Origin of the sequence: Streptomyces sp. NPDC047028 (assembly GCF_040644095.1) — a bacterium.
Taxonomy (GTDB): Bacteria; Actinomycetota; Actinomycetes; order Streptomycetales; family Streptomycetaceae; genus Streptomyces.
Window position 1 is genome coordinate 41527 of record NZ_JBEYVS010000010.1, and the last position, 19720, is coordinate 61246.

Below are 19720 nucleotides of genomic sequence, written 5' to 3' on the forward strand. Positions count from 1 at the left end.
CGGTCCAGGAAGGATCCGCGGACGGGTCAGGCGCCGGAGCCGGCGGGTTCATGCGGCTCACGTGGTGCACGGGGTTCAGGTCGTTCATGGGCGCCGGCGGGGTCATAGGCGTCCCGGAGGTCACGTGGGTCGTGGGGGTCATGTGCCGAGGGTCCTTCGGACGAGTGGGGGGTGGTCCGTCGGTGAGGTGCGGCCGGTGCGTGTCCGGCCGCGCCGGGTCTCGCCCCGGTCGCCGCGAGCTCCGCCCAGACCACGCGCGCCGTACGGCCGGACACGACCGTCACCCCCCAGTCGGCGCTGAGCACATCGACCAGGAACAGTCCGCGCCCGTTCTGGTCCTCGGGCCCGGGCCGGCGGGGCACGGGGCGTGCCTGCCCCCGGTTCTGGTCCTCGACCTCGACGCGCACCCGGTCCCCGGCGTCCCGCAGCCGGCACGTGATCCGCTCCCCGGCCGCGTGCACCAGCGCGTTGGTCACCAGCTCGGACGTGACCAGGACGGCGTCGTCGAGCGCGTCCCCGGGCAGACCCCACGCGGCCAGCACGTCCCGCAGGACCCGGCGGGCGGTGCCCACCGAAGCGGGCGCCGCCGGCAGTTCGAAGGCAGCGGTGAGACCGGGCAGCGGGGGGTCGGAAGCGTGCGCCGGCCCGGGGGGCACCGGGTCGTCCGCGTACGGGGCCCCGGCTTCCGCGAACGCGGCCCCGGCTTCCGCGTACGGTTGCCCGGGGAGTCCGTGCAGCGGTCGGGGGAGAGAGGGCGGAGCCATCGCCGTACGCCTTTCGTCCGGCCTCGTGCCGTGGGGGTCGGTGTCGGAGAACCGGCCGCCGGGGCGCGGACGACGAAACGCGCCTCCGTACGAGGCCGTGGATCAGCCCGGTCTCCCCCAACTGGGCTGTGCCGCCCGCTCCTTGGTCGGCCGGAGCAGGGAGACCACTTTCGCACCCGCCAACAACCCCTCGCAACCGGCAAGTTGAAAATTGCAAGCAGCCACGAGCATGCTGCTTCCGTCACGACGTGATCGAAGGGGGGGCCGCGGAGAGCCGTCGCATGAGACGGTGACCCCGGACCTGTGTGAGGGGGTAGTGCGTGACCGAGGAGACCGACTGGGGCGGCGCCCCGTCCGTCCTGCGCATGATCCTCGGCAGACAGCTGGAGGACCTGCGGACCCGGGCCGGCCTGAGCTACGACCAGGCGGGTGCCGTCATCGGCGTCAGCCACTCCACCATCCGCCGCATGGAGGCGGCGAAGGTGGCCCGGCTGCGCCTCGCGGACGCCGAGAAACTGCTCCAGGTGTACGGCGTGACGGACCGGCGGGAGATCGACACCTTCCTGGGGTCGGTGCGGGAGGCCAATAAGCGCGGCTGGTGGCACACCTACCGCGACGTCGTGCCCGACTGGTTCGCGGCCTGCCTCAGCCTGGAGCAGGCCGCCCTTCAGATCCGGGCCTACGAGAACCAGTTCGTGCACGGTCTGCTGCGGACCGAGGACTACGCCCGCGCCCTGCTCGGCGCGAGCGACCCGCACGCCACGGCCGAGGTGACCGAACGCCGCGTCGCCCTGGGCAGGCGCCGCCGGGATCTGCTGGCGCGCGAGGGCCCGCCGCGGCTGTGGGTCGTGATGGACGAGACCGTGCTGCGCCGGCCGGTCGGCGGGCCCGAGGTGATGCGCGCCCAGATCGACCATCTCGTGGAGCTGAGCCGGCTGCCCCACGTCACGCTCCAGCTGATGCCGTTCGCCAACGGCCCGCACCCCGCGCTGCGGGCGGGCGCCTTCCACCTGTTCCGGTTCCGGGCCCCCGAACTGCCCGACATCGTCCACCTGGGCGGCCTCGTCGGCGCCGTCTACCTGGACAAGGGCGACGAGGTCGTGGTGTACCGCGAGGCCCTGGACCGGCTGGGCGCCCAGGCGGCACCCGCGGGCAGTACCGAGAGCCTGCTCGGCGCGCTCCGCAAGGAGCTGTGAACGAGAATTCCGCGAACCTCAGATGCCCCGCACAGAACCACCGACCGAGGAGCACGGCGTTGACCGACAACGGATGGCCGGCCGACCGCGTCGACACCGAGAACGCGCACTCCGCCCGCATCTACGACTACATCCTGGGCGGCAAGGACTACTACCCGGCCGACCAGGAGGCCGGGGACGCCATGTCCCGGGAGTGGCCCGCGCTCCCGGTCCACATGCGCGCCAACCGCGACTTCATGAACCGCGCGGTGCGCCGGCTCGCCGAGGAGGCGGGGATGCGCCAGTTCCTGGACATCGGCACCGGCATCCCGACCTCGCCGAACCTCCACGAGATCGCCCAGGCCGTCGCCCCCGCCTCCCGGGTCGTCTACGTCGACAACGACCCCATCGTCCTCACCCTCTCCCAGGGCCTGCTGGCCAGCACACCCGAGGGCCGGACCGCGTACGTCGAGGCGGACTTCCGCGACCCGGCGGCCATCCTCCGGGCCCCCGAGCTGCGGGCCACCCTCGACCTGGACCGGCCGGTGGCCCTCACGGTGATCGCCATCGTCCACTTCATGGTCGACGCGGACGACGCGGTCGGTGTCGTACGCCGCCTGATGGAGCCGCTGCCCTCCGGCAGCCACCTGGCCATGTCCATCGGCACCGCCGACTTCGCGCCCGCCGAGGTCGGCCGCGTGGCCCGCGAGTACGCCGCCCGCGGCATGCCGATGCGGCTGCGGACCCTGGACGAGGCCCACGCCTTCTTCGAGGGTCTGGACCTGCTCGACCCGGGCGTCGTCCAGGTCCACCGGTGGCACCCGGACGGCACCGGCGAGCGGGGCATCCGCGACGAGGACATCGCGATGTACGGCGCGGTCGCCCGCAAACCCTGACGGCCGGGCGGCTCTGCCTTTCGGGGCGGGCCGTGGGGTCTCACGGTCTTCCGGCACGGCGACGGCGGCGGTGCCGTGTCGGTGCGGGCCGCCCGGGTACCCGATGGTCCCCGGGGCCGGTCCGGCCCGCCGGGGCAGCAGGGCGCCGTGAATGGAGAGGCCATGACGCAGAACGGGGAGGACCCCGCCCCCGTCCGGCCGGCCGAGGTCACCGGACTCCGCCTCGCCACCGCGGGGCAGGAGCCCGCACCGGCCGCACCGGACGCGCAGCACCTGCCGCGCGACCGCAGCCAGGCCATCCTGGAGGCCGCCAAACAGGTGGGCGCCCTCCTGAAGAGGAAGGGCCACCCCTTCGCGCTGGCCGGCAGCGTGGCCGTGTACGCCCACGGAGGCGGCCGCCACCTCCAGCACGACGCGGACTTCTGCGTGCTGCCCGAGGACGCCGACGCGGTGGCCGCCACCCTGCGCGAGGCCGGGCTGCCCGTACGGACCCCGCCGGAGGACTGGCTGGTGAAGACCACCAGCCAGGGGCAGGACGTCGACGTCATCTTCGCGCTGGCCCACGAGCCCGTCACCGAGGACATGCTCGGCCGCGCCCAGTGCCTCCCCGTCGACTCGGTCCTCATGCCCGTCCTGTCCCCGACCGATCTCATGCGCAGCCTGATCAGCGCGTTCTCCGAGCACTACTGCGACTTCGGGGCCGTGCTGCCGGTGGCCCGCGCCGTGCGCGAGAAGGTCGACTGGGACGAGGTGCGGGCGACCTGCGGCGGCGAGCCCATGCCCGCCGCCTTCCTTTTCCTCCTCGAACGGCTGAACGTGATCGATCCCCAGGAGGGGCAGCCATGACCGACCACGACACACGCCGTCCGCCGGACACGCCGGCGGACCTCAACCTGGACTACCGCGTCGCGCACCTCGCCGAGCACCTGGCCGCCGGCCCGCTCGGGGAACTGGGCGTACGGCTCGTCGCTCGCGGCGACGCCGTCCAGCTGACCGGCACGGTGCCCTCCACCCAGTGCCGTGACGAGATCCTCAAGCTGGCCCGCGAGGAACTGGCGGGGCACCCCGTCCACTGCGACCTCCTCGTCGCCGGGACCGCCTCGCCCGACCAAGGGGAGGACCTGACATGATCCGCGTCGCGGCCGTCGGAGACATCCACATGGGCCCCGAGAGCCAGGGCACGCTCCGGGCCTCCTTCGAGACCCTGCCCCAGTGCGCGGACGTCCTGCTCCTCGCCGGCGACCTCACCCGGCACGGCACGCCCGAGGAGGCCGGCGTCGTCGCCCGTGAGATCAAGGACCTCGCGGTGCCGGTCGTCGCCGTCCTGGGCAACCACGACCACCACGACGAACGCCCCGAGGAGGTCACCGCGATCCTCCGGGACGCGGGCGCGCACGTCCTGGAGGGACAGGCGGCCGTGGTCACCGCCCACGGGGCGCGCATCGGGGTGGCCGGGACCAAGGGGTTCGGGGGAGGGTTCGTGGGGCGGTGCGCCGGGGAGTTCGGGGAGCCGCTGATGAAGGAGTTCGTCCGCTACACGCGCCGGTGCGCGGACGGGCTGCTCGGGGCGCTGAAGGACCTCGACGAGCGGAACTGCGACGTGCGGATCGCGCTGACCCACTTCTCGCCGGTGGAGGACACGCTGGCGGGGGAGCCGGCGGAGATCTACCCGTTCCTCGGGAGCTATCTGCTGGCCGAGGCGATCGACACGGGGGGCGCGGACCTCGCGGTGCACGGACACGCGCATGCGGGGACCGAGCACGGGATGACCAGCGGGGGAGTGCGGGTACGGAACGTGGCGCAGCCGGTGATCGGGCAGGCGTTCCACGTGTACCACCTGCCGACCCGTGCTGCATGAGGCAGGGCGTACGCGTCAGCCGGCCGTGCGCAGGGTCTCTCGGTCCGGGAGGCCGCTGTCCTGCTTCGGCAAGGTCGGGCGGGTCGGTCGCGCGGTGCGGTGCTTCAGAAGGCCCGCGGCGATGGTGCCAGCGATCAGCAGGCCGCCGGCGGTCAGGGCGCCGCGGGCTCCCGCCCACTCCATGAGGAGGCCCAGCGCGGGCGGCCCAGTCTCGTCCGGGCCGTCGTCGGCCGCGGGCTCGTCGTGGCTTGTCGCGCGGTTCCCCGCGCCCCTTCGGGGCGCTGCCCCCGGCCGTCGTTACCTGCGGGGCGTCAGTGGCTTGTCGCGCCCACGCGGCGGAGCCGCGATCCGGCGCAGGCCCGCGCCCCTCTGGGGGCGCGGGGAACTGCGCGAACGGGGGTGTCAGCGGTTGACCGATCGCATGCCTGCCTCGTCGTAGCGGGCGCCTGCCGCCTCGGGGAGTTCCGCGTCGATGCGGGTCATGTCCTCCTCGGTGAGTTCGATGTCGACCGCGGCCGCGTTCTGCTCCAGGTAGGTGCGGCGCTTGGTGCCCGGGATGGGCACCAGGTCGTCGCCCTGGGCCAGTACCCAGGCGATCGCCAGCTGGGCCGGGGTGACCTCCTTCTCGGCGGCGATCTCCTTGACCTTGGCGGCCAGCCGCAGGTTCGCCTCCAGGTTGGCGTCGGCGAAGCGCGGGTTGCTGCGGCGGAAGTCGCCCTCGTCCAGTTCCTCCGGGGAGCTGAAGCGTCCGGCGAGGAAGCCGCGGCCGAGCGGCGAATAAGGCACGAAGCCGATGCCCAGCTCCCGGCAGGCGGGCAGCACCTCCGCCTCCACGTCCCGCGTCCACAGCGAGTACTCGCTCTGCACGGCGGTCACCGGATGGACGGCGTGCGCCCGCCGGATGGTCTCCGCGCTCGCCTCGCTCAGCCCGATGTGCCGCACCTTGCCCTCGGCGACCAGTTCCCCGAGCGCGCCGACCGTCTCCTCGATGGGCACGTTCGGGTCCACCCGGTGCTGGTAGTACAGGTCGATGTGATCGGTGCCCAGCCGCTCCAGCGAACCGTGGACCGAGCTGCGGACGTGCTCGGCCGAGCCGTCCTGCCGGCCCACCGTGCTGATGTCGCCCGGCACCGCGTCGTCCATCCGGTAGTTGAACTTCGTCGCGATCACGTACTCGTCGCGGTGCCCCCGGATCGCCTCGCCGATCAGTGACTCGTTGGTGAGCGGGCCGTACATCTGCGCCGTGTCGAGGAAGGTCACCCCGATCTCCCGCGCGCGCCGGATGGTGGCGATGCCCTCGTCCTGGTCGGCCGAGCCGTAGAAGGCGGACATCCCCATGCAGCCGAGGCCGATGGCCGATACCTGGAGGTCCCGCAGACTGCGCTGTCGCATGTCGTGTTCCAGCCTTTCCGCACTCGATCTTCGTACCGCCCGGACGCTACGACTTCGAGCGCGCTCCAAGTCAAGGCGTGCCCGCCGGGCCGCCCCGCGCGTCACGCCGGGCAACTCGGCCGCGGCGCGCCACGTCTTGGAAGGCGGAGGTTCAGCCGGATGAGAGCGGTACATCTTTACGATGGCGCAGGAAACGGGCGGATCACGACCGGAACGCCTCGAACGGACCAAACGGATGCCCGGAGCGGAGGGGGGAGATGTGCGTGACGCGGGACGTCGGGCCGACGGGCCGCCGTGCCCCATGAGCGCCGACCGGCGCCGGGACCGGTTACGCGCGGTCCTCGCCCGCGCCACCCGGTTCACCGCGCGCACCCTGCGCGGCGAATGGCACGCCATCGTCGTCGACCCGGTGCACAGCCTCGCCCGCCGCGGCCTGTCCGGGCTCCCGCTGGCGTTCGTCGCCGCGGCCGGCGTCATCTTCTTCCACGACATCGCCCAGCACCCCACCGGAGCCCTCTGGGTGCGCCGGCTCGGCGGTGTCACCGCCGACCTGCCGCTCTGGCTCTCCCTGCTGCGCACCCCCGTCTCCCTCTACGTCCCGGCGCTCGACCTGCCGGTCTGGGCGGGCATCACCCAGCTGTTCCTCGCCTTCGCCCTCGCCGAACTCGCGCTCGGCCGGACCCGGACCCTGGTCATCGCGTACGTCACGACGCTGGCGGGGACCCTCACCGCCCGGCTGATGATCGCGCTCGGCCCCGGCTGGTGGGGCCTCGGACTGCCGGCCGACTGCGGGAAGGTCCTCGACACCGGGCCGTCGGCCGCCGTGGTCGGCCTGTTCACCTACCTCTCGGTGGTGCGCCGCGCGCCCGTGGTGTTCACCCTGACCGGCGGATCGATGGTGTGGGAGTCGATCGCCGTCCCCAACCTGGCCGGGCGCGAGCATCTGATCGCCGTCGGCACGGCGATCGTCCTGGGCCTGCTGCGCGGCCGCGGCGACCGTCTCCGCGCCCTCCCGTGGGCCCTGTCACGGGCCCTGTGGCGACCCGGCCGGACCGGGCGCGCCCCCCTCGCGCCGGTGATCCGGCCCGGGACCGTCGTCGTCCACGCCCGGACCGCGCCCGAGCAGACCTCCGTGACCCCCGGTACCCCCGAAACTGGCATGTCCCCACCACGTCAATGTGACGGTTTTCGCACTTCGACACGTGCGGGCACCCCCTAGCCTTGCCGCAACGTACGGCAGGTACGGCTGACACCATGGTGTTCGTCGCCGGCAGGCTGAAGGGAATCCAGGATGTTCCGCAAGGTGCTGGTCGCCAACCGTGGAGAGATCGCGATTCGGGCGTTCCGGGCGGGGTACGAACTCGGCGCGCGCACGGTCGCCGTCTTCCCGCACGAGGACCGCAACTCACTGCACCGGCTCAAGGCAGACGAGGCGTACGAGATCGGGGAACCGGGCCACCCCGTGCGCGCCTACCTCTCCGTGGAGGAGATCGTCGCCGCCGCCCGCCGGGCCGGGGCGGACGCCGTCTACCCGGGCTACGGCTTCCTCTCCGAGAACCCCGAACTGGCTCGCGCCTGCGAGGAAGCGGGCATCACCTTCGTCGGCCCGAGCGCGCCGACGCTGGAACTGACCGGCAACAAGGCCCGCGCGGTCGCCGCCGCCCGAGCCGCCGGCGTGCCCGTCCTCGGCTCCTCCGCGCCCTCCAACGACGTGGACGAACTCGTCCGCGCCGCCGAGGCGATCGGCTTCCCGGTGTTCGTGAAGGCCGTCGCCGGCGGCGGCGGGCGCGGCATGCGCCGCGTGGAGGACCCCGCCCAGCTCCGCGAGTCCATCGAGGCAGCCTCCCGCGAGGCCGCCTCCGCGTTCGGCGACCCGACCGTCTTCCTGGAGAAGGCGGTCGTCGACCCCCGCCACATCGAGGTGCAGATCCTCGCCGACGGCGAGGGCAACGTCATCCACCTCTTCGAGCGCGACTGCTCGCTGCAGCGCCGCCACCAGAAGGTCATCGAGCTGGCGCCCGCCCCCAACCTCGACCCGGAGCTGCGCGAGCGGATCTGCGCCGACGCGGTCCGCTTCGCCCGCGAGATCGGCTACCGCAACGCGGGCACCGTGGAGTTCCTGCTCGACCGCGACGGCAACCACGTCTTCATCGAGATGAACCCGCGCATCCAGGTCGAGCACACGGTGACCGAGGAGGTCACCGACGTCGACCTGGTCCAGTCCCAGCTGCGCATCGCGGCCGGCGCGACCCTCGCCGACCTGGGCCTCTCCCAGGACACGGTCACCCTGCGCGGGGCCGCGCTGCAGTGCCGTATCACCACCGAGGACCCCGCCAACGGGTTCCGCCCGGACACCGGCCGGATCAGCGCCTACCGCTCGCCGGGCGGCTCCGGCATCCGGCTCGACGGCGGAACCACCCACGCCGGCACGGAGATCAGCGCCCACTTCGACTCGATGCTGGTCAAACTCACCTGCCGGGGCCGCGACTTCAAGGCCGCAGTCGGCCGCGCCCGTCGCGCCGTCGCCGAGTTCCGCATCCGCGGCGTGTCCACCAACATCCCCTTCCTCCAGGCGGTCCTGGACGACCCGGACTTCCAGGCCGGCCGGGTCACCACCTCCTTCATCGAGCAGCGCCCGCACCTGCTGACGTCCCGTCACTCGGCCGACCGCGGCACCAAGCTGCTCACCTACCTCGCCGACGTCACCGTCAACAAGCCGCACGGCGAACGACCCCACCTGCTGGACCCGACCGGCAAGCTGCCGCCGCTGCCCGCCGGCGAGCCGCCCGCCGGCTCCCGGCAGCGCCTGGTGGAACTCGGCCCGGAGGGCTTCGCCCGGCACCTGCGCGACTCGCCCACGGTCGGCGTCACCGACACCACCTTCCGCGACGCCCACCAGTCGCTCCTCGCCACCCGCGTGCGTACCAAGGACCTCCTCGCCGTCGCGCCGGCCGTCGCCCGCACCCTGCCCGAACTGCTCTCCCTGGAGTGCTGGGGCGGCGCCACCTACGACGTAGCCCTCCGCTTCCTCGCCGAGGACCCCTGGGAGCGGCTGGCCGCCCTGCGCGAGGCCGTGCCCAGCATCTGCCTCCAGATGCTGCTGCGCGGCCGCAACACCGTCGGCTACACCCCGTACCCGACCGAGGTGACCGACGCCTTCGTCCAGGAGGCCGCCGCCACCGGCATCGACATCTTCCGCATCTTCGACGCGCTCAACGACGTCGGCCAGATGCGGCCCGCCATCGACGCCGTACGCGAGACCGGCGCCGCGATCGCCGAGGTCGCCCTCTGCTACACCGCCGACCTCAGCGACCCGAACGAGCGGCTCTACACCCTCGACTACTACCTGCGCCTGGCCGAGCAGATCGTCGACGCCGGCGCGCACGTGCTGGCCGTGAAGGACATGGCCGGCCTGCTGCGCGCCCCGGCCGCCGCCACCCTGGTCTCGGCGCTGCGCCGCGAGTTCGGCCTGCCGGTGCACCTGCACACCCACGACACGGCCGGCGGCCAGCTCGCCACGTACCTGGCCGCGATCCAGGCCGGCGTGGACGCCGTGGACGGCGCGGTGGCCTCCATGGCCGGTACGACCTCGCAGCCGTCGCTGTCCGCGCTGGTCGCCGCCACCGACCACTCCGACCGGCCCACCGGCCTGGACCTCCAGGCGGTCGGCGACCTGGAGCCGTACTGGGAGGGCGTGCGCAGGATCTACGCCCCGTTCGAGGCGGGCCTCGCCTCCCCCACCGGCCGCGTCTACCACCACGAGATCCCCGGCGGCCAGCTGTCCAACCTGCGCACGCAGGCCGTCGCCCTCGGGCTCGGCGACCGCTTCGAGGACATCGAGGCGATGTACGCGGCGGCCGACCGCATCCTGGGCCACCTGGTGAAGGTCACCCCGTCGTCCAAGGTGGTCGGCGACCTCGCCCTGCACCTGGTCGGCGCGGGCGTCTCGCCCGAGGACTTCGAGTCGACGCCCGACCGGTTCGACATCCCCGACTCGGTGATCGGCTTCCTGCGCGGCGAACTGGGCACCCCGCCCGGCGGCTGGCCCGAGCCGTTCCGCACCAAGGCGCTGCAGGGCCGCGGGGAGGCCAAGCCGGTCGCCGAACTGTCCGCCGAGGACCGCGACGGGCTGGCCAAGGAGCCCAGGGCCACGCTCAACCGGCTGCTGTTCCCCGGCCCGACCCGCGAGTTCGACACGCACCGCCAGTCCTTCGGCGACACCAGCGTCCTGGACAGCAAGGACTTCTTCTACGGCCTCGACCCGGGCACGGAGTACGCCGTCGACCTGGAGCCCGGCGTCCGCCTGCTGATCGAGTTGCAGGCGGTCGGCGAGGCCGACGAGCGGGGCATGCGCACCGTGATGTCCTCGCTGAACGGACAGCTGCGGCCCATTCAGGTACGTGACCGGGCGGCCGCCTCGGACGTGCCGGTGACGGAGAAGGCCGACCGCGGCGACCCGGGCCATGTGGCGGCGCCGTTCGCCGGTGTCGTGACGCTCGCGGTGGCCGAGGGCGACGAGGTCGCGGCCGGCGCCACGGTCGCCACCATCGAGGCGATGAAGATGGAGGCGACGATCACCGCGCCGAAGGCGGGACGGGTGTCCCGGCTGGCCATCAACCGCATCCAGCAGGTGGAGGGCGGCGACCTGCTCGTCGAGATCGCCTGACCCCACCCGCACGCACACGACCGCGCGCCGCGACCGGGAGACCGGACGCGGCGCGCGGTCCGCGTGAGCGGGTGGGCTCAGATCCGGCCCAGCAGGTGGCGCAGCCGGGCCAGCAGCAGGTTCGGGTCCCGCTGGGTGAGGTAGGCGGCGCTCGGCACGTACACGGTCCGCCCGCGTACCGCCACCGACGTCGGGTTGGACAGCCCGTCCGCCTGCGTGAGCGCGACCGTGTGGGTGCCGTCGCGGCCCACCAGGACGACCCGGTCGGTGTCGTTCAGCGCGGCCAGCGCGCTGTCCCCGCGCCCGGGGAACGTGAAGTCGTCGATGCCGGCCAGCCCGCTCGCCCGGGTCTCGACGGCGCCGGCGGAGCGGCCCGGTCCGAACGGGATGCGCAGCAGCGTGCCGCGGTCCGTGTCGGACACCCAGACGGCGTTGCCGTGGATCTTGATGCCGTTGGCGCCGAAGCCGCTCGCGGGCGGTGCCGGCAGCGGGTCGAGTGCCGTGTCCTTGGCCCAGGCCGTGGCCTTGCCGCCGGACTGCGGTACCCGCCACACGGTGCCGAGCGCGGAGTCGGCGACGTAGAGCACGCCGTGCCGCTCGTCGAGAGCCAGTCCGTTGGGCAGCCCGTCGTCGGGCAGCCGGGCGATCTGCACCGGCGTGCCGCCGTCGCGGGGGATGCGCCACACGCCGGTCCTGCTGGTGCCGGTGGCGTAGTTGACGTAGAGGGTGCCGTCGTGGGCGCGGGCGATGCCGGTGACGAGGGCGCTGTGCACGACGGGTGTGCCGGGGTTCGCCACGTCCGGGAGGGTCGCCCGGATCTCCAGGTCGCCGTCGAGCGTGACGTGGGCGATCTGCCGGGCGAACGCGAAGGTGAGGTCGGCGGAGCCGTCGCGTTCGAGGGCGATGTTCTCGGGTGTCTGCCCGGCGGCCAGGTCGAAGTGGGTGAGGATCCGCGCGTCGGTGACGAGGGGCTCGGCACCGGTGGCGGGAGCAGCCGCGACCAGACCGAGCGCGAGCACGGCCGTGGCGACACCGGCCAGGCGGGGGAGTCGGGGCATGTGACCTCTCTTCGTACGGCACGCGGGGCGCCGGCCTTACGGGGTCACACCAACATGACGCCGCCCCGGTCACTGAGGGCGGGAGCCGGGCCGCGGGGTCGCCCGCGCGGCCCACGGCAGAGGGATCGGTGGCATGCGCCCGGGTGACGGGCCCAGCCCTGTCGTCAGTGCCCGGCGAAGTCGAAGAGCGGGAAGGTCATGACCGGCTTGAAGCCGTCGGGACGGTCGGCGGTGTAGGTGAGGCTCATCCGGGTGTAGTACTGGGCGCCCGGGTGGTTCTTCCACGGCTTGGGCTCGTCGAGCCGGACGGCCACCGGGTACGAGTGGAAGCGGCCGGCCGCGCAGTACGGCTTGCAGTCGTTCACCTCGTTGATCCCCGTGCCGGTCGCCGCCCGCGGACCCCACTGGGTCCAGTGGAGTCCGGTGAGGCGGCTGTTGCCGTCGCCGCAGGCCAGGATGAAGTCGGCCGGGCGGACGTCGCCGTGCCCCAGGCACTCGACGAGCACCGGTCGCACCGACGGGGCCCGGTGGGCGGCCGTGGGCGCGCCCGCCGAGGCCGTGGTCATGCCGGCGGTCAGCATCAGGCCCGCGCCGAGGGTGATCACCGCACTTGCCATAGTTCCGCGCATGGTCGCTCCCACCCGTCGTGCCGTGTCCGACCGCGTGCAAGTCGACGCTACGACCGCTGGGCCGAATGCACCAGTCGCGCAGGTGGGGGCGTGTTTCAGCCTGTTTCGGCCCGCGTTTCAGCCGTGCTGGACGGTCAGCCCGTAGAAGGCCACCCGGGCGCCCCGGCTGGTGCTGTCCGAGGAGGACTGGTTGTAGGAGCCGGCCTTGAAGTACTGCTTGTACGGCTTGAACGACGAGGGGATGCCGTAGCGGGTGGTGCTGCCGTTCACGGTCAGCTCGATGGTGTTCCCGCCGGAGACGGCGATGGTGTACCGCCAGGTCTTGCCGACCGGGACGTGCCCGACCGGGTGCGAGGTCTGGCCGCCGGATGGGGAGTTCTCGGTGCCGAGGACGATGTCCCCGTTCGCGCGGTAGTACAGCTCCAGCAGCGGCTTGGTGGAGGAGCCCCCGGAGCCGAGGTGGATCTGCCCGACGCACACGTTCTTGGTCACGGACACCACGCGCAGGGTGGCGCTCATCCGGTGGGAGCCGGCCAGCGGCCAGTCGGCGGCGCCGCCGTCCGGGTCCATCTCCCGCAACTCCGAGCGCGCGTAGTTCGAGTGAGGGGTCGTCACTCCCTTCTCGGGCGCCCAGAACGTCATCGCTCCGTCGCGCTTGTCGGTGTAGAAGTACGTGTCCTGGTAGCCGTCCGCCCCCTGGAGCCGGGAGGAGGAGACGGTCGTGGGGTGCCCGGGGGAGCCGACGGGCTCCTGGAGCTGCCAGACCGAGAGGTCGAAGTTCCCGCCGGGGGCGACGTGCGGGTCGGCCGCCTGGGCGTCGTTGCCGAGGGTGGCGAGCGCGAGGCCGAGGCCGGCGGCCGTCGTCAGCGCGATGAGTCGGGTACGGGTCATGTGGGGGTCCCTTCGTCGAACCAGGATGCGTTCAGCGATGTGAACACTGAACGCATCCTTGGTCACCGATGACCCGAGAAGTTAAAGGTCTGAACCAGACACGTCAAGAGGGTCAGCAGGCTCCCTCGTCTTCCCAGGGTCCCCACTGCGAGGCGCCCGGCGTCTCGTTCTGGGTCCACCACTTGGCCTTCCAGTTGTGCTTGCCGTAGGAGACCTCGTCGCCCTGCGTGTACACCGCGGAGGAACTCCAGGCGGACTTGCAGGAGATGCCCGGCGGGGTCGGCGTCGGGGTGGGCGAGGTGGAGGGCGGCGTGGTGGGCGGCGTCGCGCCGGCGAACTTCACCGAGTACTTGGCGAAGTCCCAGGAGTTCTGGGCCACGCTGGAGCAGGTGCCGGACGTGCGGCCGCCGTTGTCGGGCGGGCTGCACTGCCGGTCCCGGTTCAGCGACCAGAACGTGAACCGGTCCATGTTGTGGCTCGTCGCGTAGTCCAGCACCGTCTGGAAGTCGGCCTGCGTGAAGTACTCGCCCGTGTCGCTGCGGCCGTTCATGCCGGAGAAGCCCTCGTGGGCGTAGGCGGTCGCCTCGTTCCAGCCGAACGTGGACTGCAGGATCGCGTTGAACTTGGTCAGCGCGCCGGTCTGGCTCGCCGCCCCGTTGAAGCCGCCGTCGAACGGCATGATGGAGAAGTTGTTCGGGGTGAACCCCTGGGACTTGGCCTCCAGCAGCATCTGCTTGCCGAACCAGCCGGTGCCGTCCGCGGTCCCGGCCGTCGTCACCGACACGTACAGGCCCGGGTTGTTCTGCTGGAGGATCTTCGCCGCGCCGATCTCGTTCTTGATCGCAGCCGTGTTCTCGTACTCCGGCTCCTCCAGGTCGAAGTCGATCGCGTGCAGCCCGTACTTGGTGATGACCTGCTGGTAAGCCGCCGCGGTGGCCGCCGCGTCCGAGCATGCCTGGCCGAGCTTGGTGCCGCCGTACCCGCCGATGGAGACCGACACGTCGCCGCCCTTGGCGCGGATCGTGTCGATCACCGACTTCACGGCCGTGTCCGAGGATACCGGGGCCGTGCCACCCCAGGTGGGGGAGCAGCCACCGCCGTTGGGGGCAAGGATGAACGCCAGCTGGAACGCCTTGAGGCCGGTGGCGTCCATGATCGCGGACGCGGACGGCGGGTCGTTGTCGAGCGGCATCAGATACGGGGCGGCCGCGTACCAGCGGTTGCTCAGTGCGGTGGTGGTCGCGCCCGAGGCCGTTCCCGCGACGAACGCGGTCGTGCCCGCGGCGGCGAGTCCGACGGCCGCCGCCGCGCTCAGACATGCGTGAAGACGTCTCACTGCGTGCCTCCTGGAGAGGTGGGGTGGGGAGGAAACCCAGCCTCCGGGAGGTGTTGAGGTCACGTCAATAAGTTGGACTAGACCAAATTCCACTTTGGACTAGACCATACGAAATCTTTACCCAAGGTCCGGCTGTCCCGGCGGAGACGACGGTGCCCGCGCCCCTGGCGGGACGCGGGCACCGGTCCTCAGCCGACGAGCCGCACGGTGAAGCCGTGCCGCAGCGGCAGACTCGGGGTGCGGACGGTCGTCACCCGGGTGCCGGGGTCGTACGACCAGGCGGACGGGGGCAGTTGACGACCGTTCACGAGGACCCGCGCGGGCGCCGACGCGCCGTGCACGGTGAAGGTGTACGACCGTGCGTCCACCTTGCCCGTGTAGTCGCCCTTGGCGGCCCGCACCGAGACGGCCGTCGTCCGGTGGCCGGCGCGCACCGACACCCGCTGCGTGGAGTGGGCGCCCTTGGCGAAGTCACGGGTCACGCCGTCGTCCTCGTACAGCGTGTACTGGCTGGCGCCGTGCGCCGCCGGGTACAGGTCCCAGTCCAGCTCGTGCCGGTCGCGGGTCTGCCAACTCGTCGTGCCCTTCGGCCACATGGGCACGACGGCGCCCTCGCGCACGAACAGCGGGAGGGTGTCCAGCGGTGCGTGGTAGCCGTTCAGGGTCGTCGGGCCGTGGTAGGTGCGGCCGGTCCAGTAGTCGGTCCAGGTGCCCTTCGGCAGGTAGATGCCGTCACGGGTGTCGGAGTCCTGGTACACCGGTGCCACCAGGAAGTCCTTGCCCGACAGGAACTCGTACTTCGCGTCCGGTCCCAGCGTGTTCGGGTCGTGCGGGTACTCCAGCCACAGCGGGCGCACCGCGCCCACACCCGTCTTCGCCGCCTGGGCCGACAGCGTGTACATGTACGGCAGCAGCCGCTCCTTCAGCTGGAGGTACTTGCGGTTGATCGAGGTGTACGGCTCCCCGTCCAGCCAGGGCTGCTGGTCGGCGGGCTTGCCCGTGCTGATGTCCGTCGCCCAGCCGTCCATCGTCATGATGGCCGGCAGGAACGCCTTCCACTGCAGGTCACGCGCGTACATCTTCGGGTCGTGGCGGTAGATGCTGCCCACGTCACCGGTGTCGTACGCGATGCCGGACATGGTGGCCCCGGCGTATGTCGGGATCTGCCAGCGGATGTAGTCCCAGGACAGCTTCTGGTCGCCGCTCCACATCACCCCGCAGCGCTGGGCGCCGGCCCAGGACACCGGCAGCCACACGAAGCCGCGGGCGTCGCTGTTGTCCTCGATGCCCTTCTTCGCCGCGTCGCAGGCGTCCAGCGCGAACTTGTAGCCGTTGCCGACCCAGGCCACGTCCAGTTTCGCCACCCGCTGCCCGGCCTTGACCTGGTCGGCGAGCTTGTCGATGCCGTCCTGGGTCCACAGGCCGAGCTGGGCGTGGTGGTCCTGCAGTCCCTTGGCGGTCTGCTCCAGGTTCTCGTAGCCGCAGCCGTAGCCGTCGTTGACCAGCATCCAGCCGAGTGGCATCTGGTGCTCGGTGTAGCCGTCGGCGACCTTCAGCGCGTCCAGGGTGTGCCGCTCGCCACGGTTGGCGTTGTGCAGGTAGCAGTCGGAGTCGCCCGGCTCCAGGCCGTACACCGGGGGCATGAAGGGCTTGCCGACCAGCGCCGTGTACTGGCCGATGACCTGCTTGGCGTCACCGAGGAAGTAGTAGGCGTCCAGCCGCCGTTCCTGCTGGCCGGTGGTCACCGGGTCGCCGAAGGTGTAGACGCCGGGTGCGAACGTGTTGCGGAAGACGCCGTAGCCCGCGCTGGAGAGGTAGAACGGCTGGGAGTTGTTGTAGCCGCCCTCGTTCCAGTCGAAGCTGTTGGACACGTACATGGTCTGGTCGCGGTGCGAGAGGCTGCCGTTCTGCTCGCCGCCGCCGAAGAACTGCTCATCGGCGCCCCGGTCCAGGCTCTGCCGCATCCCGCCGGTGGACCAGCGCAGCGGCTTGTCCTCCTGCCAGATCCGGGTGCGGTTGTCGGGCTTGTACAGTCCGAACCGCAGCGGCTTCTTGTACACGCGCAGCACGGCCTTCGGCGTCCGGACGCCGTAGTAGTCGCCCGCGTCGAAGGACGAGGTGTGCCGCTCCCGGGCCTGCTGCTCGCGCACGATGGCCGTGCCCGCCGGGTCGCTCAGCGAGCCCGACGGATCGGCCTGCAGGCGCAGCCGGCCGTCGGTGAGGAAGTCGGCGCGGGCCATGAGCCCGCCCGCCCGGATGGTGTAGCTGCCGTCGCCGCCCGAGAAGGAGGTCAGGTCGCCGGCGTCCTCGGTCGCCGGCAGGTAGGCGGTGCCGGTGAACGAGTTGTCGTGCACGTCGTACGGCACGACCAGCACGTGGTACGTCCCCGACGCCCGCGGGATCACCGTGGCCTCGGGGTCGGCGGTGCCCGCGCTGGAGGCCACCTGTTTGCCCTGGTCGTCGTACACGTACAGGTCGAAGTCGTCAGTGGGTTTCTCCCACTTGACCGACAGCGGGACGCCGCCCTCGGGGTTGTCGTCCCAGTAGCCCTTCGCCACCGAGACGGTCAGGTCGAAGCGGTCGCAGACCTGGTCGTCGGGATCGTCGGCTGCGGCCGGACAGCTCTCGGTGCCGCCGCCGGTGCCCTTGGCGTAGACCGGGCTCTGCCAGCTGACGCTGCTGTGCGCGGCGTCCAGCGTGCCGCCGGTCTCGGTGGCGGCGGCCGCCCGGGGGGCCGGGACGGCGAGCACGGTCCCCGCCAGGGCGGTCGCCAGCCCCAGGGGGACCCAGGCCGGCCACGGCACACGGTGTCGGATTCTTCGCACGGCGGAAACAGCTCCCATCACACCAGTTCTTGCTTCTGCCTCTGTGCTGTTGCTGCGCGGATGCGCGCGAAATGAGCATCATTCGAGCAACTTCACGCACGAAGACTCGTCGCTAGTGCAGGTTCATGTCAATACCGCGAGCGGGTTCACTCCCGGGCACGACGAAGGCCGGCCCCCGCCCCGTGGCGGAGACCGGCCCGAACTCCGGTGCCGTCAGCCGGCGCTCTTCCTGAGCACGATCTGCGTCTGTGTCGTCTGGCCGACCAGCCGGTCCCGGTCGTCGCGCAGATCCGTCTGCACCACCAGCAGGGTTCCCCCGACGTGCAGCGGCCGGGCGGTGGCGTGCACGCGCCCCGCGGTGACCGCCCGCAGGAAGTTCGTCTTGGACTCCACCGTCGAGGTCCCCGACGCACCTTCGGGCAGGTTCAGGTAGGCGCACACCGCCCCGACGCTGTCGGCCAGCGCCATCAGCGCCCCGCCGTGCAGCGCGCCGCCCACCGTGCACATGTCCGGCGACCAGGCGAGCGAGCCGACGGCGCGCCCGGTCGTGGCCTCGTGCAGCTCGATGCCGAGCGCGCCCGCGAACGGCATCGCGGCCAGCAACTCGGCGGGAGCCGGGGCGGCCTGCTCGGAGGGGGACATGGGGTACCGCCTTTCATCAGGGCCACGGTCGCACCGGCGGTCCGCACCGGGTGCCGCGAGGCAGTGTGCCAGCGTGGACCGGCCGGTCCGCGGCCGACGGGCGGGAACGCGCCACGTGCAGGTCAAACTTCCTCCCGGCTCGGTGGAAACCGTGGCGGATCTTCCGCCGTCTGAGGCACCCTTGACAGCGTGCGTACTGTTTCGCGACGTTTGAGCCCCTTGCGGTACGGTTCGGACGTCCCGGTCGGGGACCGCGCGGTACGGACGCACGGAGGGGACAGACAGTCAGCGAAGGGCAGGACGCGCCCGGCGCGTCATGGGGGGAGCGGTCGCCATGCGAGCCAACAGTCATGATCCACACACCTCACCGGCCCCGGTCACGGAAGGGCGGTCGAGCTGACGTGGAGATCACCATCCACAGACCCGGCGACCTGACGCCCGCGCTCCGGGCCGCCTGGCACCGGGCGATGGACGAATCGTCCGAGTACGCCAACCCGTTCCTGGCCCCGGAGTTCGCCGCGGGCGTCGCCCTGTCCCGGCGCGGGGCGCGGGTGGCGGTGCTGCACGAGGGCGGGGAGGCGGTGGGCTTCCTGCCGTACGAGCGCACCCCTGTCGGCACCGGACGGGCCATCGGACTCGGCCTCTCCGACTGCCAGGCCCTCGTGCACCGGCCCGGGGTCACCTGGGACACCCGGGACCTGCTGCGCGCGTGCGGGCTCAGCATCTTCGAGTTCGACCATCTCGTCCAGGAGCAGCGGCCGTTCGCGCCGCACGTCACGGGTACCTTCGCCTCCCCGGTGATCGACGTCAAACCGGGTGACGGCACCTACGCCGAATGGCTGCGCGGCACCTATACGGGACTGGCCCGCAAGACCCTGCAGAAGGAGCGCCGGCTGGGGCGGGACGTCGGCGAGGTGCGGTTCGAGTTCGACGAACGGGACCCGCGTGTCCTGCGCACCCTGATGCGGTGGAAGTCCGCGCAGTACCGCAGGACGGGCCGCATGGACCGGTTCTCCCGCCCGTGGATCGTCGACCTGGTGGACCATCTGTTCCGGGTGCGCGAGGAGCACTTCACCGGAGTGCTGTCCGTGCTGTACGCCGGGGACCGCCCGGTGGCGGCCCACTTCGGCCCCCGGTCGAGCACCGTCCTGGCGGCCTGGTTCACCGCGTACGACCCGGATCTGCCGGCCTACTCGCCGGGCCTGGCGATGCACCTGCGCACCGCCGAGGCGGCCGCCCGGCACGGGATCACCCTCGTCGACCTCGGGCGCGGCGACAAGGAGTACAAGGACTGGCTGAAGACCCGGGAACTGCGCGTCGGTGAGGGCTTCGCCGCCCGCGCCCACCCGGTCGCCCTGGCCCAGCGGATGTGGCGCAGGCCCGTGCGCGGTCTGCGCAACACGGTGCTGGCCCACCCCCGGCTGCGTGAGCCGGCCGACCAACTGCTGCGCACCGCGGGCCGGTTGCGCACGCGCGGCCGCGCCTGAACCCGCGCATACGTGCCGTAGAGCTTATTTATGGCAGGCTCTCGTCAAGAGTGTCCCAAATGCTGGACGTGCTCCCGTTCGCGTGATCAGGTCTCCTGCGT

15 protein-coding genes and 1 pseudogene are annotated in these 19720 nt (G+C 72.1%); 8 read left to right on the top strand and 8 right to left on the bottom strand.

Features of this window, described 5'->3' with window-relative positions:
- Positions 1-26: 26 nt before the first annotated feature.
- Positions 27-764, bottom strand: a complete 738-nt coding sequence (locus ABZ854_RS11685) for an ATP-binding protein (protein ID WP_361207986.1) — start codon at positions 762-764, stop codon at positions 27-29.
- A gap of 320 nt (positions 765-1084) precedes the next feature.
- Here ABZ854_RS11685 and ABZ854_RS11690 point away from each other — a divergent pair, with 320 nt between their 5' ends.
- The 5 genes from ABZ854_RS11690 to ABZ854_RS11710 all read left to right on the top strand — a co-directional run bounded on the left by ABZ854_RS11690 (position 1085) and on the right by ABZ854_RS11710 (position 4693).
- Positions 1085-1960, top strand: a complete 876-nt coding sequence (locus ABZ854_RS11690; RefSeq protein WP_361207989.1) for a helix-turn-helix transcriptional regulator — start codon at positions 1085-1087, stop codon at positions 1958-1960.
- Between the two features lie 59 nt (positions 1961-2019).
- The gene (locus ABZ854_RS11695) at positions 2020-2835 is read left to right on the top strand and encodes an SAM-dependent methyltransferase (RefSeq protein ID WP_361207992.1); all 816 of its coding nucleotides are present in this window, start codon (positions 2020-2022) and stop codon (positions 2833-2835) included.
- A 162-nt stretch (positions 2836-2997) separates the two neighbouring features.
- Positions 2998-3681, top strand: a complete 684-nt coding sequence (locus tag ABZ854_RS11700) for a hypothetical protein (RefSeq protein ID WP_361207995.1) — start codon at positions 2998-3000, stop codon at positions 3679-3681.
- A complete protein-coding gene (locus ABZ854_RS11705; protein WP_361207998.1) occupies positions 3678-3965 on the top strand; it encodes a BON domain-containing protein in 288 nt (95 codons plus the stop codon). Before ABZ854_RS11700 ends, ABZ854_RS11705 begins: the two co-directional genes overlap by 4 nt.
- Positions 3962-4693 carry a metallophosphoesterase gene (locus ABZ854_RS11710; protein WP_361208001.1) on the top strand — a complete coding sequence of 244 codons (732 nt, stop codon included), beginning with the start codon at positions 3962-3964 and terminating at the stop codon, positions 4691-4693. The genes ABZ854_RS11705 and ABZ854_RS11710 overlap by 4 nt, the downstream gene beginning before the upstream one ends.
- A 402-nt stretch (positions 4694-5095) precedes the next feature.
- Here the strand turns inward: ABZ854_RS11710 and ABZ854_RS11715 are convergent, their stop codons facing one another.
- Entirely contained in the window at positions 5096-6085 is a 990-nt protein-coding gene (locus ABZ854_RS11715) for an aldo/keto reductase (protein WP_361208004.1), read from the bottom strand.
- A gap of 301 nt (positions 6086-6386) precedes the next feature.
- Here ABZ854_RS11715 and ABZ854_RS11720 point away from each other — a divergent pair, with 301 nt between their 5' ends.
- Together ABZ854_RS11720 and ABZ854_RS11725 are read left to right on the top strand one after the other, a co-directional pair.
- Positions 6387-7304, top strand: a complete 918-nt coding sequence (locus ABZ854_RS11720; RefSeq protein ID WP_361208008.1) for a hypothetical protein — start codon at positions 6387-6389, stop codon at positions 7302-7304.
- Positions 7305-7376: 72 nt separating this feature from the next.
- Positions 7377-10751 (top strand): pyruvate carboxylase, encoded by a 3375-nt coding sequence (locus tag ABZ854_RS11725; protein ID WP_361208011.1) that lies wholly within the window; start codon positions 7377-7379, stop codon positions 10749-10751.
- Positions 10752-10828: 77 nt separating this feature from the next.
- Here the strand turns inward: ABZ854_RS11725 and ABZ854_RS11730 are convergent, their stop codons facing one another.
- From ABZ854_RS11730 to ABZ854_RS11755, 6 genes and pseudogenes are all read right to left on the bottom strand, one after another.
- Positions 10829-11809 carry a hypothetical protein gene (locus ABZ854_RS11730; protein WP_361208014.1) on the bottom strand — a complete coding sequence of 327 codons (981 nt, stop codon included), beginning with the start codon at positions 11807-11809 and terminating at the stop codon, positions 10829-10831.
- A 164-nt stretch (positions 11810-11973) separates the two neighbouring features.
- Positions 11974-12426, bottom strand: a complete 453-nt coding sequence (locus tag ABZ854_RS11735; protein ID WP_361208017.1) for a hypothetical protein — start codon at positions 12424-12426, stop codon at positions 11974-11976.
- A gap of 129 nt (positions 12427-12555) precedes the next feature.
- Entirely contained in the window at positions 12556-13329 is a 774-nt protein-coding gene (locus tag ABZ854_RS11740; protein WP_361208020.1) for a polysaccharide lyase family 7 protein, read from the bottom strand.
- Between the two features lie 112 nt (positions 13330-13441).
- Positions 13442-14665, bottom strand: a complete 1224-nt coding sequence (locus ABZ854_RS11745; RefSeq protein ID WP_361208023.1) for a carbohydrate-binding protein — start codon at positions 14663-14665, stop codon at positions 13442-13444.
- A gap of 287 nt (positions 14666-14952) precedes the next feature.
- Positions 14953-16899, bottom strand: a pseudogene (locus ABZ854_RS11750) (TIM-barrel domain-containing protein); the annotation flags it as partial.
- A gap of 804 nt (positions 16900-17703) precedes the next feature.
- A complete protein-coding gene (locus tag ABZ854_RS11755; protein WP_361208026.1) occupies positions 17704-18132 on the bottom strand; it encodes a PaaI family thioesterase in 429 nt (142 codons plus the stop codon).
- 401 nt (positions 18133-18533) lie between these two features.
- On the opposite strand from ABZ854_RS11755, the gene ABZ854_RS11760 reads away from it, so the two are divergent.
- Positions 18534-19619 carry a GNAT family N-acetyltransferase gene (locus tag ABZ854_RS11760; protein ID WP_361208029.1) on the top strand — a complete coding sequence of 362 codons (1086 nt, stop codon included), beginning with the start codon at positions 18534-18536 and terminating at the stop codon, positions 19617-19619.
- Positions 19620-19720: the final 101 nt, after the last annotated feature.

Coding starts and splice junctions, on each gene's coding strand:
- ABZ854_RS11685 (WP_361207986.1), bottom strand. CDS start 764: ATGGCTCCGCCCTCTCTCCCCCGACCGCTGCACGGACTCCCCGGGCAA.
- ABZ854_RS11700 (WP_361207995.1), top strand. CDS start 2,998: ATGACGCAGAACGGGGAGGACCCCGCCCCCGTCCGGCCGGCCGAGGTC.
- ABZ854_RS11705 (WP_361207998.1), top strand. CDS start 3,678: ATGACCGACCACGACACACGCCGTCCGCCGGACACGCCGGCGGACCTC.
- ABZ854_RS11710 (WP_361208001.1), top strand. CDS start 3,962: ATGATCCGCGTCGCGGCCGTCGGAGACATCCACATGGGCCCCGAGAGC.
- ABZ854_RS11715 (WP_361208004.1), bottom strand. CDS start 6,085: ATGCGACAGCGCAGTCTGCGGGACCTCCAGGTATCGGCCATCGGCCTC.
- ABZ854_RS11720 (WP_361208008.1), top strand. CDS start 6,387: ATGAGCGCCGACCGGCGCCGGGACCGGTTACGCGCGGTCCTCGCCCGC.
- ABZ854_RS11725 (WP_361208011.1), top strand. CDS start 7,377: ATGTTCCGCAAGGTGCTGGTCGCCAACCGTGGAGAGATCGCGATTCGG.
- ABZ854_RS11730 (WP_361208014.1), bottom strand. CDS start 11,809: ATGCCCCGACTCCCCCGCCTGGCCGGTGTCGCCACGGCCGTGCTCGCG.
- ABZ854_RS11735 (WP_361208017.1), bottom strand. CDS start 12,426: ATGGCAAGTGCGGTGATCACCCTCGGCGCGGGCCTGATGCTGACCGCC.
- ABZ854_RS11740 (WP_361208020.1), bottom strand. CDS start 13,329: ATGACCCGTACCCGACTCATCGCGCTGACGACGGCCGCCGGCCTCGGC.
- ABZ854_RS11755 (WP_361208026.1), bottom strand. CDS start 18,132: ATGTCCCCCTCCGAGCAGGCCGCCCCGGCTCCCGCCGAGTTGCTGGCC.